Origin of the sequence: Frankia sp. AgB1.9 (assembly GCF_016786355.1) — a bacterium.
GTDB lineage: Bacteria > Actinomycetota > Actinomycetes > Frankiales > Frankiaceae > Pseudofrankia.
The window spans coordinates 1-14368 of the sequence record NZ_JADWYX010000180.1; the positions used below are offsets into that span (position 1 = coordinate 1).

11 protein-coding genes and 1 pseudogene are annotated in these 14368 nt (G+C 70.2%); 5 read left to right on the plus strand and 7 right to left on the minus strand.

Translation table 11 applies throughout. The annotated features are described in order from the left end of the window. Window positions 1–159 precede the first annotated feature (159 nt). From I6A60_RS38515 to I6A60_RS42460, 3 genes are all read right to left on the minus strand, one after another. Complete coding sequence (locus I6A60_RS38515) at window positions 160–906, minus strand: hypothetical protein (RefSeq protein ID WP_203025104.1); 747 nt, start codon at window positions 904–906, stop codon at window positions 160–162. A 143-nt stretch (window positions 907–1049) separates the two neighbouring features. Beyond that, window positions 1050–3245 (minus strand): MMPL family transporter, encoded by a 2196-nt coding sequence (locus I6A60_RS38520; RefSeq protein WP_203025105.1) that lies wholly within the window; start codon window positions 3243–3245, stop codon window positions 1050–1052. A gap of 463 nt (window positions 3246–3708) precedes the next feature. After that, on the minus strand, window positions 3709–4017 hold the full coding sequence (locus tag I6A60_RS42460) for a hypothetical protein (RefSeq protein WP_238437130.1): 309 nt from the start codon (window positions 4015–4017) through the stop codon (window positions 3709–3711). 34 nt (window positions 4018–4051) lie between these two features. Here I6A60_RS42460 and I6A60_RS42465 point away from each other — a divergent pair, with 34 nt between their 5' ends. Then, a complete protein-coding gene (locus tag I6A60_RS42465; RefSeq protein WP_238437131.1) occupies window positions 4052–4498 on the plus strand; it encodes a hypothetical protein in 447 nt (148 codons plus the stop codon). Window positions 4499–4569: 71 nt separating this feature from the next. Here I6A60_RS42465 and I6A60_RS38530 read toward each other — a convergent pair whose 3' ends face one another. Then, window positions 4570–5523: a pseudouridine-5'-phosphate glycosidase gene (locus I6A60_RS38530; RefSeq protein ID WP_203025107.1), complete on the minus strand. Its 954-nt coding sequence runs from the start codon at window positions 5521–5523 to the stop codon at window positions 4570–4572. Between the two features lie 259 nt (window positions 5524–5782). On the opposite strand from I6A60_RS38530, the gene I6A60_RS38535 reads away from it, so the two are divergent. Then, window positions 5783–6508 (plus strand): hypothetical protein, encoded by a 726-nt coding sequence (locus I6A60_RS38535; protein WP_203025108.1) that lies wholly within the window; start codon window positions 5783–5785, stop codon window positions 6506–6508. 359 nt (window positions 6509–6867) lie between these two features. Here the strand turns inward: I6A60_RS38535 and I6A60_RS38540 are convergent, their stop codons facing one another. The 3 genes from I6A60_RS38540 to I6A60_RS38550 all read right to left on the minus strand — a co-directional run bounded on the left by I6A60_RS38540 (window position 6868) and on the right by I6A60_RS38550 (window position 10158). Continuing rightward, the gene (locus I6A60_RS38540) at window positions 6868–7263 is read right to left on the minus strand and encodes a type II toxin-antitoxin system VapC family toxin (RefSeq protein ID WP_203025109.1); all 396 of its coding nucleotides are present in this window, start codon (window positions 7261–7263) and stop codon (window positions 6868–6870) included. Window positions 7264–7310: 47 nt separating this feature from the next. Beyond that, complete coding sequence (locus I6A60_RS42470; RefSeq protein WP_238437132.1) at window positions 7311–7634, minus strand: hypothetical protein; 324 nt, start codon at window positions 7632–7634, stop codon at window positions 7311–7313. A 253-nt stretch (window positions 7635–7887) separates the two neighbouring features. Beyond that, window positions 7888–10158, minus strand: a complete 2271-nt coding sequence (locus I6A60_RS38550) for a (Fe-S)-binding protein (protein ID WP_203025113.1) — start codon at window positions 10156–10158, stop codon at window positions 7888–7890. Between the two features lie 635 nt (window positions 10159–10793). On the opposite strand from I6A60_RS38550, the gene I6A60_RS38555 reads away from it, so the two are divergent. From I6A60_RS38555 to I6A60_RS42475, 3 genes and pseudogenes are all read left to right on the plus strand, one after another. Beyond that, the gene (locus I6A60_RS38555; RefSeq protein ID WP_203025110.1) at window positions 10794–11990 is read left to right on the plus strand and encodes a nuclease-related domain-containing protein; all 1197 of its coding nucleotides are present in this window, start codon (window positions 10794–10796) and stop codon (window positions 11988–11990) included. 359 nt (window positions 11991–12349) lie between these two features. Then, window positions 12350–14179 carry a molecular chaperone DnaK gene (gene dnaK / locus I6A60_RS38560; protein ID WP_203025111.1) on the plus strand — a complete coding sequence of 610 codons (1830 nt, stop codon included), beginning with the start codon at window positions 12350–12352 and terminating at the stop codon, window positions 14177–14179. Further along, window positions 14176–14368, plus strand: a pseudogene (locus tag I6A60_RS42475) (nucleotide exchange factor GrpE); the annotation flags it as partial. The gene dnaK and the pseudogene I6A60_RS42475, both read left to right, overlap by 4 nt.

Consider the following 14368-nt stretch of genomic DNA (forward strand, 5'->3'; position numbering starts at 1 on the left):
GCCGCCCGTCCGTCCGGGTGGGTAGCTCGTGCATACCGCTGTGCCGCCCGTCTGGCTGGCCTGGTCGTGGTCGCCGGGGCGGGGGGGGCGGGGGCGGGGGGGGGGGCGCCCCGGGGGGGGGGGGGGCCCCCCGCCGGCCCGCGTGGTCGCGGGCCAGGATCACTGACTCTTCAGCTTGGCGGCGAGCTGCGCGGTGACGGCCGAGACCAGCGTCTCGTCGGGGGGACGGACGGCCGAGAAGAGGGCGACCTCGTTCTCGACCCGGCCCGCGCCGAGGAAGACCACGTCGAGGTAGACGCTCGTCCTGGTCCCGGACGCGGTGACCTGGCCGGTGTAGGCGACCCGGGCCAGCGCGCCCGCGGGAACCGGGGCGGTCCGCCAGGTGAGGCTCGCGATCGTGTTGTCCTGGCTGGTACCGGAGCCCGAGGACTGCCCCATCAGCTTCTTGATGCAGCCGTCGAGACGCGGGTCCTTGAGCTCCTGGAGGTGGGCGGCTCGCTGCGCGGTCGTGACGATCTCCGCGTTGGAGTCCACCGAGGTGAACCCGTCCTGGCTCGTCAGCGTCGGGCCGGTCGCCACCGCCGTGGGCGCGCCGACGTTCTGGCCCATGCAGCCGTCGATGTCCAGGAAGATCGCGTCGTCGTGGCTGGTCGGGTTCCCGGCGCCGGCGGACGACTGGTCCAGCTTGAAGCCGGCGGTCTCGGGACCCTGCGTGTAGACGAAGTCCATCGGGTCCAGCTTCGCCGTCGACACACTGGCCACGGACGGGGCCAGGGTGCTGGGCGGGGCGGTGCCGGCTGTGGAATCGCTCCCGGTCGAGCAGCCGGCGAGCGCGGCCGAGAACGCCAGCGCGACGGCCGCCACGGTCGTCTGGGACCTGCGGGAGGTGACGGGGATTGACAGCATGATCAGTCGACAGTCCTTGTTCCGCGAGGGAATCCGGACGTTCCGGACAGCGCTTGGACGACGACCATAGCGGTGTAGATGCTGCGGGTTCAACGGACCTGCCCCGCCATGGGTGGTTGTGAAGGCACCGAACCAGCGGTCGGCTACGGGACGTCCTCCGAGACGACGACCTCCGGCGCCAGCAGGTCGGCGGGCGGGGTCGGCGGGCGACTCAGGCGGCTGGGCCACCACATGACGCGGCCCAGGTCCAGGGCCAGCGCCGGCACCAGGATCGAGCGGACGACCAGCGTGTCCAGCAGCACCCCGAAGGCGACCAGGAAGCCGATCTCGGCGAGCTGTACCAGCGGGAAGATGAACAGCACCGAGAACGTCGCAGCCAGCACCACCCCGGCCGACGTGATCACTCCACCGGTGACGGCGAGGCCACGCAGCACGCCGGTACGGGCGTCGGTGTGCATCGCCTCCTCGCGCACGCGCGTCATCAGGAAGATGTTGTAGTCGACGCCGAGCGCCACCAGGAAGATGAACCCGAACAGCGGCAGCGACGGGTCGGCCCCCGCGAAGTGGAAGACCCCCCGGAACGCCAGGGCCGACACCCCGAGCGACGCCAGGAACGACAGCACCACCGTCAGGATCAGTACCAGCGGCGCGACCGCGGCCCGCAGCAGCAGGCCCAGGATCACCAGCACGACGACGAGCACCAGCGGGATGACCAGCTGCCGGTCCCGCATGGCGGCCTGGGCGATGTCGTGGTTCACCGCCGTCGTCCCGCCGACCAGGGCGTCGGCGCCCGGCACCGTACGGACCCTGGCCCGCAGCCGGTCGATCGTCGCGGCGGCCGCGGCGCTGTCCGGCGGGTCGCGCAGGACGACCAGGAACTGGGTGAGCCCGGCGCCCGTGCCGTCCACGACCGCGGTGGCGACGCCCGGGGTCGCGTCGACCACCTCGCCGAGCTTGGCCGCGCTGGCACTGGCGCCGATCACGAACGTGGGCGCGCTGGCACCCAGCGGGAAATGCGCCGCGATGCGTTCCTCGCCGATGATCGAGTCGATCGGGTGCCGAAACGCCCCGCGGTCGGTGAGCCCGATGTGGAACGTGACGATGCCCACCGTGAGGCCGGCGAGCACCGCGCTGGTGACCAGCCAGATCAGCCTGGGCCGGCGGGCGATCAGCAGACCGGCCCGGGCCCACGCGCCGACGACGTCCGGGTTGCCGGCGTCCTTGAGGCTCACGGCGACGGCCGGCGCGGCGATCCGGGGGACCTGCGGCCAGAACAGCCGGCGGCCGCAGATCACCAGCAGCGCGGGCAGCAGGGTGCCCATGGTCAGGAAGGCCACGGCGATGCCGACCGCGCCGACCGGGCCGAGGCCACGGTCGGAGTTCAGCTCGCCGAGCAGCAGGCAGAGCAGGCTGAGCACGACGGTGCCGGCCGAGGCGAGGACGGCGGGGCCGGCGCGCAGCAGCGCGACCCGCATCGCCTCGGTCGCGGCGGCGTGCCGGGTCAGCTCCTCGCGGTACCGGGCGATCAGCAGCAGGGCGTAGTCGGTGCCGGCGCCGAACACCAGGACGCGCAGGATGCCCGCGCTCTGCCCGTTGACGGTCAGGCCCCCGTGCCGGGCGAGCAGGTAGATGATCGCGGTCGCGGCCTGGTCGGCGGCTCCCACGGCGACCAGGGGCACCAGGCACAGGAACGGCCCGCGGTAGACCACCAGGAGGATCACCGCGACGACGGCCGCGGTGACGAAGAGCAATGGCGTCTCGACCCCGCGGAACGACGTGTACGTGTCCACGATGACGCCGGCCGGGCCGGTGACCGAGGTCTGTAGCCCGGGTGGGGCCAGCTTCCGCACGACGGCCCGCATCTGGTTGATCTCGTCGGCGAAAGCGTCCGCGTTCGCCGACTGAGCCACTGGGACGATCATCAGTGCGGCTCGGCCATCGGGCGCCGGTGCCGCCGGCGTGACAGGTGCGGCCGCGAAGGACGCCAGCTTCGCGCCCGTGGCTTTCATCGCCGCCTGGTCGGCGGCCGTCAGCGTTCCGGTCGGCCGGGTGAAGACGACGACCGCGGGGATCGCGTCGCCGCCCGGAAGCTGGCGTTGGGCGGCCAGCACCTGCGTCGACTCCGCGGCCGGCGGTAGGAAGGCCGCCGCGTCGTTGGTCTGCGCGTTGCCCAGCCGGCCGGCGAGGGGCGTGGCGACCAGCGCCAACGCGAGCCACAGCACGACCGCGACCCACCGTCCCCACCGCCCGATGGGCCATTCGGCGAGGCGCTCGAACCGGTGGCGGTGGCGGCGGGCCGCCTGCTGGGCCGACAGTGCGGAATCTCTCGACCACCGCATGCCCACGACCCCCCACCGAAGCGCCCCCCGCGCGGCCCGCTCTGCGCGACATCCCGACGTTTTCGCCCGCCTTCAGCCCCCTTGGACTCGCGCGACACGCCGACGGCCTGGCCCGATTCGATCGGGCCATGTGGTTGGCTGCCGGTCGAGGCCACCCGCCCGGCGCGCCCTCGTCGTCGTAGCCACGCAAGGCAACCTACGAGGTTCGACGGCGCGCGGATTGCGGTCGGCCGACTTCTGCTGGTTGGCGCCCGCGCCCGCGGCGGCCATCGACCCGGGTGCGCCATCTTGGCCGCATGAGGCGTTCGGCACCGTCGCCCCGCTTCGCCCGCTGTTCGGGTACCCGGAGACGGACGCGGCCGGCTGGCTCCCTACGCTTTGACTGGGACCAGTCTGTCCGGATCGACCGGTCCTGACGGGTTCGGCCGGCCTGGCCCGGTCGGCGGATGGGGATGGGAAACGGTCATATGCCCTCGACGGCACGCAGGATACGGTGCGCGATCACGCTTGGGGCAGCGGCCACCTTGGTGGTCGCGGCGGCGGGATGCGGGGTGCTCGGCGGCTCGAAGTCCCCGAGCGACAGCCCGACGCCCACGCCCGAGACCTCGACCGCGCCGGCCACCGCGAGCGCGGCGCCAGCCACCGTGCAGGCCGGTTCGTCGGTCTCGGCGCAGGCCAAGGACTTCGTCCTGACCACGAGCTCCGGGTTCAGCGGCTTCTCGGCCACCACCGGTGGCACTGCCTCCAGCGCCGGGACGTCACCGCTCGCCAAGCTCGCCTCCTGCCTGGGCGCGACCGGCTCCGCGGTGCGCGACGGGTCGATCGACCGGGCCGAGAGCACCCACCTCACCAATAAGATCACCGGCATCACGCTCTGGTCCGACGCGCAGGTCGTTCCGGCCGGCCAGCTCGACCGGGACACCGGGCTGCTGCGTGACCCGAACTTCACCGAATGCGTGACGTCGCAGACCCAGAAGGACGCCATGGCTGACCAGCAGGCGATCGGCAACCAGCTGATCGATCCCGAGGCGGTGACCAGGGACGCGCCGCTGCCGACCGGGGCGCTGGCGCGCACCTCCGTGGTCGTGCTCGGCGGCAGCTCGACGGGTGGCCAGATGCAGCTGTTCTACGACACGATCTACCTGGGGTCGGGCCAGGTAGAGGCGCAGCTGCACCTCGTCGGCACGATCGACCCGCCGAGCGAGGACCTGATCAGCGTCGCGGTCAAGCAGCTCACGGCCAAGCTCGGCTAAGCGGGCGCCGCCAGCCGGTCGGTTGGCGGCGCCGGTCGGGCTGGCGAGGCCGGTCGGGGGGCGGGCGCTGGTCAGGCAACCCGCCGGCTGGCGTAGGCGGTGGCAATGGCTGCCGCTACGGTCGCGTTCCCTCGGACGACCGCGAGGTTGACCTCCAGGCTCGCGCCGGCGGTCTCGCGGTGGAACGCGGCCAGCAGGAACGGGGTGACGGCCTTGCCGCGCAGCCCGGCCTGGCTGGCGGCGGCGAGGGCGTCCGCGAGCACCCGGTCGTGCAGGTCGCGGTCCAACGCAGCGCCCTCGGCGACCGGATGGGCCACGATGACCGCTCCGGGCGTGTCGAGCTCGTCGGCGGACGCCATCACCGCGGCGACCTGGCCTGCGTCCTCGACCCGCCAGTCCAGCTGGTGGCCGGTACCGGGCAGGTAGAAGCCGGGGAAGTCTGACGTCTGCCAACCGAGCACGGTGACGCCCAGCGTTTCCAGCCGCTCCAGGGTCGCGCCGACGTCGAGGATCGACTTCACCCCGGCGCAGACGACCGTGATCGGGGTGGCGGCCAGCGTCGGCAGGTCCGCCGACTCGTCATAGCTGAACCCGCCGCCGCCTCCGGTCTGGTCGCCGTCCCCATCGCCGCCGCGGTGGACCCCGCCGAGGCCTCCGGTCGCGAACACGCGGATGCCGGCTCTGGCGGCGAGCCAGGCGGTCGACGCGACGGTGGTGGCGCCGGTGTGGCCGAGAGCGATGGCCGGCGCGAGATCGCGCACCGACAGCTTGAGGACGGTGGCCGCTGGATCCGTGATCCTCTCGCGGGCCGCGTCGCCCAGACCGACGGTCGGCACCCCGTCGAGCACCGCGACCGTCGCGGGAACGGCACCCTGGTCGCGCACCAGCTGCTCCAGCTCCGCCGCGAACTCCCGGTTACGCGGCGCCGGAAGCCCGTGCGCGAGCAGGGTCGACTCCAACGCGACCACCGCCCGCCCTGCGGCCAGCGCCTCCTGAACCTCGGCGGACACCTCGATCTCCGGCATGCCCGCACGATAGGCCCCGACGCAGGGGTGATCCGGGCTGAGAGGTCCAGGTCACCTGCGGGGCCGTCGGGCGTGGCCCCCGCCCTCCGTCAGAGTGGCGACGGCCAACGGAACACAAATGCTGCCCGCACTTCATCGGGATTCTCAAAGAATCGGTAAGGGACTCGTGAACCAGTAAAGTGGTGGTAAGGATTGAAGTCTTTCTGATGACATACACTTTTGCTGCTGGAAGGTGTGGTCTGCGGCTAGCCTTCCCCGCATGGATTTTGGCGGAAGAAAACACTCGCCGCGTGGTGGACGGCATTTCATCAGAGTCATCATTCCCACTGGTTTCGCCGCGCTGGGCCTGGCGCTTGCCGCCTGCGGCAGCGCTGGTTCGTCCCCGTCCGCCGCGGCCGCGGGGCCCAAGCTGGACCCCTCCGCATACGTTCTCACGAGCGGGTCGGCGGCGACGAACGGCTACAAGGCCGAGCCGAACACCGACACCACCGAAAGCACGGCCTTCCAGGACCCGGTCCCGAAGTGCATGCACCTGTCCGGTGGCGACCTCGGCCCGGCCTCGACCGCCCACGCCAATGGCGACATGTTCAGCGACGACGACGGCACCGCGATCGAGTCGGGCGCCCGAGTGTTCGCGTCGGCCGACACCGTGACCAGGCACGTCGACCTCGTACACCGCGCCGACTTCCCGAACTGCCTGGCCCAGGCGGTGAAGGACGAGCTGGCCAAGTCGGGCGGCCTGGACGGCGCGACCGTGCGCAGTGCGACGGCGGTGCCGCCTCCGGCAGGCGTGACCGCTCTGACCAGGGTCGTCTTCAACGTCAGCGCGAGCGGCAGCACCGTGCAGGTGAACGTCGACCTGATCAGCATCTTCCACGGCCGGGTCGAGTCCGTGATCCTCGTCGTCAACCCACTCACGCAGGCCAGCACCGACACCCTGACCGCCCTGGCCAACCAGGTCGTAGGGAAGCTCGCCAACCAGTAACGATCCGGTTCGGCCGATGGCGCTTTCCGCGGATTTTCGGGCCAGCGAGGCGACGGGCCAACCGGGCGCCCTTCTCATCCAGGATCGGCGCCCGCGGAGCCGCCGCCCGCTGGCTTGATCGCCGTTTGGACCCTCCCGTGGTTGTAATCAGGGCGTTTCTACAACCACGGCAGGGCCCAAACGGCGATCACCGGCACTGAGGTGGCGGTGATCGACCACGGGCGACCCGGATTCACGGTGGGCGGATGGTGCGTCCAGACGCTCGCTGGCCTCCCAGCCGACGAGCGACCCGGGCGACTCCGCCGCGGCCGGCGAGAGCAGCACCAACGTCGTGATCGTGACCGGACTCCGGGCGGCGGCTAGGGAAACAGCCTGATCTCACACTTCGGGCCGGGCGCATTCGCAAGGGCTGTGTCCGCTGTGTACAGCGGACAGCCCAACGCCTCGGCTAGTGCGACATAGCAGGCGTCGTATGGCGTCAGGTTGTCGCGCAACATGTACGCCCGGCGCAACAGGGCCCTGCTTGGATAGCGGGTCAGTGGAAGAGTCGCCAGATCGTCGATGGCGACGCGGAACCCTTTGACGTCCAGCTTGCCCGTCTGCCACATCCTCCGCAGGGCGGAGACGGTCTCGACGTCAGCGATGTCGGGGGCCGAGGCGGCGGCGGCCTCGCGGAGCACAGCGCGAGCTCGCTCGCCTACGGAACCCGCCTCGCCCACTGCGTACACGAGTACCGATGCGTCAAGAATGATCATTGCCCCCTCCTCGGAGCAGGGCGGAGCCGGTCTCAACGATCCAGAAGTCAGGGGAAGCGGCGCTCGGCCTGGATCGACGCAACGACGTCCTCGATCTCGAACTGGCCGGCCACGTGCGACTCGATCAGGTCGAGGACCTCGTCCATGGTCGGCGTCGTAGCGAGCCGCGCAAGCTCGCAGGACAGAAACTGCTGCAGCGACTGACCCGCCGCCTTCGCCAGCTCCTGCAGGCGGCGGTGGACGTCCTCGGGCACATCCCGGATCACGACGGTCGTCATGCATGCATTGTGCATGCGCGACGAGCCCGCTGCCCGTTCATCGGCCCCGCCATTGGCGGTCGGCGCAACCTCGGCTGTCAGAAGCAGAGTCACTCGGAACCTCCATGCCGGGCAGTGTCGACAACCACCTTGTCCGTGACTGCCGTCGCCGAAACTGTCGCTATCAAAACTGTCGTAGCGATGACTGATGACTAAAACACTGTCTGGTTAGACAGTACCGATGGTTGGCCGGGTACGCAAATGCGAACGACCCGGGCGGCGATGCCGCACCGGGCCGTTCGATCGAGCGCCACTCCGGGACAGCGGACTCGGGCCAGATGGACGGCCCGAGCTTGCCCGCCGACCGTCAGCTCATCGGGGCCGGCTCCGCGCCGGCGGCGTCCTGGGTGGGCGCGGCCGGGGCGGCCAGGGAGCGGGCGAGGAGCTGGGAGACGTCGAGGACCTCGACGGACTCCTTCGCCGTGCCGGCCAGCTTCTGCTCCGTCACCGCGTCGGACAGCATGACGATGCAGAACGGGCAGGCGGTCGAGACGACGTCGGGGTCGAGGCCGAGCGCCTCCTCCACCCGGTTCGCGTTGATCCGGGTGCCGATCTTCTCTTCCATCCACATCCGCGCGCCGCCGGCACCGCAGCAGAAGCCGCGGTCCTTGCACCGGTGCATCTCCTGGCCGCGCAGGCCGGGAATGGCCTCGAGGATCTCCCGGGGCGGGGTGTAGACCTTGTTGTGCCGGCCGAGGAAGCACGGGTCGTGGTAGGTCACCGACGACTCGATCGGGGTGATCGGCACCAGCTTCTTCTCCTCGACGAGCTTGCCGAGCAGCTGGGTGTGGTGGACCACCTCGTAGTTTCCGCCGAGGCCCGAGTATTCCTTCGACAGGCTGTTGAAGCAGTGCGGGCAGGTGGCGACGATCTTCTTGACGCCGGTCTCGTTGAGCAGCTCGATGTTGGCCTTGGCCATTTCCTGGAACAGGTACTCGTTGCCCAGGCGGCGAGCCGGGTCACCAGTGCAGGACTCCTGCGAGCCGAGGATCGCGAACTTCACGCCGGCCATGTCGAGCAGCTCGGCGAACGCCCGGGAGACCTTCTTCGCCCGGTCCTCGATGGCGCCGGCGCAGCCGACCCAGAAGAGGTACTCGACGTCCTCGGGAATCTGCTCGCCCTCACCGATGATCTTGACTTCGAACGGCAGGCCGTCGGTCCACTCGGTGCGGCTGCGCGGGGAGACGCCCCACGGGTTGCCGTTGTTCTCCAGGTTGCGCAGCATGACGCCGGCTTCCGACGGGAACGCGGACTCGATCATCACCTGGTAGCGCCGCATGTCGACGATGTGGTCGACGTGCTCGATGTCCACCGGGCACTGCTCGACGCAGGCGCCGCAGTTCGTGCACGACCACAGCACGTCCGGGTCGATGACGCCGCCCTCTTCGGCGGTGCCGACCAGCGGCCGCTCGGCCTGCGCCTTGCCGGGCTCGGCCACTCGGGCGAAGCCCGACTCGGGAACGCCGTGGACCTCGTGCTCGCTGTGGTCGTGGTCGCCGTGCTCGTGGCCCTCGCCCGGCGCGTGGTCGTGGCCCTCGTGGGCCTTGGCGACGGCTGCGTCCCAGGCCGCGTCACGCGATTCCGCGTCGGTGCCACCGAGCAGGTACGGGGCCTTCGCGAACAGGTGGTCGCGCAGGTCCATGATGACGAGCTTCGGCGAGAGCGGCTTTCCGGTGTTCCACGCGGGGCACTGGCTCTGGCAGCGGCCGCATTCGGTGCAGGTGGAGAAGTCGAGCATCGCCTTCCAGGAGAAGTCCTCGACCTTTCCCGCGCCGATGATCGGCTCGTCCTCCTCCATCAGCGTCTCGATGTCCGGCGTGGTGCCGAGCGCGCCGAGCGCCTTCGGCTCCCGCTTGAGGACGACGTTGATCGGGGCCAGGAAGATGTGCAGGTGCTTCGAGTACGCGACGAGCACCAGGAAGCCCATGATGATCGCGAGGTTGATCAGCAGGAACGTGGTCTCGATGGCCTCGTTCGCGGTGTGCCCGAGCGGCGAGAAGACCCGGCTGACGGTGTAGGACGCGAAGGCCCACTTGGTCTTGCCCTGCGGCAGGTTGCCGGTGTTCCACTGGGCGCCGCGCGTGATCAGCAGCGTCACGATGACCGCGGTGATCATCCCGAGGATGACCCAGGCCGGGCCGAGGTGCGAGCCGTAGAAACGCGACTTGCGCTCAAGCCGGGCGGGCGCCCGCTTGACGCGGATGACGGCGAACGTCGCGAGACCGGCAAGCACGGCGACCGCGAAGAAGTCCTCGATGAACCCGATGCCGGCCCAGTGGCCGAACCACGGGATGTGGAAGTCGTCGTCGAACAGGCCACCGAACGTCTCGATGATCGTCAGGATCAGGACGGTGAAGCCCCAGAAGGTGAACGCATGCGCGAGGCCGGGCACCGACCACTTCAGCAGCTTGCGCTGGCCGCCGACCTCGCTGATCTCGCTCCAGATCCGGGTCGGGATGTCGTCCAGACGCCCTTCAGCGGGCTGCCCAGTCTGGATCAGTCTGAACAGCCAGAAGAATCGCCTTCCGGCTACCGCCAGAGCGATCAAGGTGATCGCTCCGCCGATCGCGATCCTCAGCGCCATCAGTCTGGTCCTCCTATGCTCCGCGAACGGGGCGTAGCCTACCGGTACTCCCGGGTAACTTGGGCCTCGAAGTGTCTCGTGCCACCCGCCCAAGCCAGCCGAGATCCCAACCCCTGACCGCTCCGCCCCTCAGACTTCCACGTCGCGAGACAACAAGCGCGGGGAGGGCGCCCCAGCGCCCCGGACCTCCCAGATCGACTCCGTCGATCCGGCAGGGACCCCGAGGCAGAGCGTCCCGCGGGCGCTCCGCGCCCGTTCGGGACGATCGCCCCACGACGGGCTGCTACTAGCACGAGTTCCCCGACGCCGTGGCCGCGAATCGGTCTATCCGGGTGGGCAGGCCATCTCGTTTGAGGGATCATCGACCTACCCGCGACGGAGCGGGCGCCCGGCCCCGTCGACAGCCCGTCGGGCCAGCGGGTGACGGTCCAGAGGGCCTGGTTCGGCCACCCGGGGCTGCTGAGCGCTGCTACGCTCAGTCGCAACAGAGACCACAAATGGGAACTCTCCGCACCGCATGTCCCACCCTGGCCACGTGGCGCGCCCAACCGCCATTCGTGCCAGGCCGAGAGACCTCATGGGCCCCAGTACCGAGCCCCAGACAACCCCTGCGAACCACGGTGGGCACGATGGCGACGATCACCAAGCCGGCGACGACGAACACCAGGACCGGGCAGCCGGGTTCCTACCTCTATTCGGAGTATCGACGCGGACGTGAGCACCAGGCCCTGGTCCGCCGCGACCGGCTCGGCCGGGTGCTGCCACGGTCGCTCGCCAAATCGGTGCCGGTCGGGTTGCTGGTCTGTCTCGTCCTGACGTTCGGCGTCGGTCTGCCCGGTGGCTTCGGCTTCGGGGTCCTCGCGCTGGTCGTCGTCGGCTGGAGCTCGGTCATCGTCGTGTCGGCCTTCGGGCGCGACAACGAGATCGAGACCATGCGCCTGGGCGCCGAGGCCGAGCGCAAGACCGCCCGGGCGCTCGCCCGGCTGCGGCGGGCGGGTTGGACCGTCCTGCACGATCTGGAGGTGCCGAGCGCGGACGCCGTCGTCGGCCACCTGGTGATCGGCCCGGCCGGCGTGCTGGTCATCAACAGCGAGGCGCGCAAGGGCGTGGTCCGCTACACGAAGAAGATCGCGACCGTCGACAGCGAGCCGCTGACCGCGGCGATCGAGCGGGACGCCTTCGTCAGCAGCCAGATCAAGACCGAACTGCAGGCAAAGGTCCCGCTGATCAAGCTCTCGGTCTATCCGGTGATGGTGATGACCGAGGCCGACGTCCTGTGGAAGGACGGCGCGGTCCTCGGCGTCACCATCATCAACATCCGTCGGATCTTCGACTTCGCCCGTGACCGGCCGCGGCGGCTCAACCCGGTCGAGGTCAAGGAGGTCGTGGCGGCGGTGCGGACGCTGTTCCCGCCCTTCGTCGACAACCGGTCGCTGGAGCAGGTGACGATCGGCCGCGACCAGTGGCTGATGCTGATGGAGACGCTGCACGCGATCCGAGACCGCGACGGCGACGCGACCGACCTGATGGACCGGCTGGCCACGTTGGAGGCGCAGCTGTCCAGGGGGGGCGACGGCTTCGCCCGCGTCGGCATCCCCCCGGGCCCGGACGACTTGACCGACCTCGAGGAGCTTCCCGAGCCGGCGGACGACGGCGGGCCCGGCTTGCCGGACGACCGCGAGGGCATCATCCGCTCGCTGCGCCCGTCCGGCCGGGGGGTTCCCCGCCGCCGGCCCGGTGGCCGCCCGAGCCTTGCCTCCGTCCGTCCAGAACCGGACCCGCCCGCGACCGGCACCGACGACACGCCGCGCGGCCCAGAGCTCTGACAGCCGGAAGTTCACCCAGAACCAGCTTCGCCACAACGATCGGACGGCGCGTCGCCTCTTGGTGACGCGCCGTCGCGTTATGTGTCCGCCAGCATGGGTAGCCGTCGGGAAGAGAACATGGCTCCGTAAGGTTGAGCCCATCAGACTCAGGTTCGGGCGTTATAGTGGCAAGACGATCCTGAGTGGAACGCACTCAACCCATTGGGTCCGCACCGAGGGCTGACTTAGAGTCAGCGACCAGCGGACCTCGCGGCCGGATCGACCGTCTCGGTCGGCCCCGCGAGCGGACCCACAGACCGAAACGGCGGCCCCGCGCACACGGAAGTGCCGGGTGCCATCAGATCGAGAGGCACACAGACATGGCACGAGCGGTCGGCATCGACCTCGGCACCACGAACTCCGTCGTGAGCGTGCTCGAGGGTGGTGAGCCAACGGTCATCGCGAACGCCGAGGGCTCGCGCACGACCCCGTCGGTTGTGGCCTTCGCGAAGAACGGCGAGGTCCTGGTCGGCGAGGTCGCGAAGCGGCAGGCGGTCACGAACGTCGAGCGGACGATCCGGTCGGTCAAGCGCCACATCGGCACCGACTGGAAGATGAAGGTCGACAACAAGGACTTCACCCCGCAGCAGATCAGCGCCTTCATCCTGCAGAAGCTGAAGCGCGACGCCGAGGCCTACCTGGGCGAGACGGTCACCGACGCGGTCATCACCGTCCCGGCGTACTTCGACGACGCCCAGCGGCAGGCCACGACCGAGGCCGGCACCATCGCCGGCCTGAACGTCATGCGGATCGTCAACGAGCCCACCGCCGCCGCCCTGGCCTACGGGCTGGACAAGGGCGACAAGGAGCAGACGATCCTGGTCTTCGACCTCGGCGGTGGCACGTTCGACGTGTCCCTGCTGGAGATCGGCGACGGCGTCGTGGAGGTCAAGGCCACCCACGGCGACACCCACCTCGGTGGTGACGACTGGGACCAGCGGATCACCGACCACCTGATCAAGACCTTCCAGGGCCAGCACGGTGTCGACCTGGCGAAGGACAAGATGGCGCTGCAGCGGCTGCGCGAGGCGGCCGAGAAGGCCAAGATCGAGCTCTCGCAGTCGACCCAGACCACGATCAACCTGCCGTACATCACCGCGTCGGCCGAGGGCCCGCTGCACCTGGACGTCTCGCTCACTCGGGCCGAGTTCCAGCGGATGACGCAGGACCTGATCGACCGCTGCAAGATTCCGTTCCAGCAGGCGGTCAAGGACGCGGGCATCAAGGTCGCCCAGATCGACCACGTCGTCCTCGTCGGTGGCTCCACCCGGATGCCGGCCGTCGTGGACGTGGTCCGTGACCTGACCGGTGGCAAGGAGCCGAACAAGGGCGTCAACCCGGACGAGGTCGTCGCCGTCGGCGCCAGCCTGCAGGCCGGTGTCCTGAAGGGCGAGGTCAAGGACGTCCTGCTGCTCGACGTCACCCCGCTGTCCCTGGGCATCGAGACCAAGGGCGGCATCATGACCAAGCTGATCGAGCGCAACACCACGATCCCGACGAAGCGCTCCGAGATCTTCACGACGGCCGAGGACTCGCAGCCGTCCGTGCAGATCCAGGTCTTCCAGGGCGAGCGCGAGATGGCGGCCTACAACAAGAAGCTCGGCATGTTCGAGCTGACCGGCCTGCCCCCGGCGCCGCGCGGCGTGCCGCAGATCGAGGTCACCTTCGACATCGACGCGAACGGCATCGTGCACGTCTCGGCCAAGGACCTCGGCACGAGCAAGGAGCAGTCGATGACCATCACCGGCGGCTCCGCGCTGCCGAAGGATGACATCGAGAAGATGGTCCGCGACGCCGAGCAGTACGCGGAGGAGGACAAGCAGCGCCGCGACGAGGCCGAGACCCGCAACCAGGGTGAGTCGCTGGTCTACTCGACCGAGCGGTTCCTCGCCGAGAACGGCGACAAGGTCGAGGCGACCCTCAAGGCGGACGTCGAGGAGAAGCTGGCCGATCTGCGCGCGGCCACCGCGGGCACCGACATCGCCGCGATCCGCACGGCCACCGAGGAGCTCGGCAAGGCCAGCACCGCGATGGGCCAGTCGATGTACGCCGAGGCCCAGGCCGCCGGCGCGGCCGGCGGCGCCGCTGGTGCCCAGGCCGACGACGACGTGGTGGACGCCGAGATCGTCGACGAGGAGGGCAAGCAGTGAGCTCGCCGCACAACGCGGGCTCGGCCGAGGAGCCGCCGGTCGTGGTGCGCGACCGGCGGCGCATCGACCCACGTAGCGGAGAGATCCGCGTCCAGGCGGCGGCCGAGGCCGCTGCCGGGGGCGAGTCGGGGGGGGGGGGGGGGGGCGGGGCCCGGGCGCGCGGGCGCCCCCGCGCCCGCGCGCGGGGGG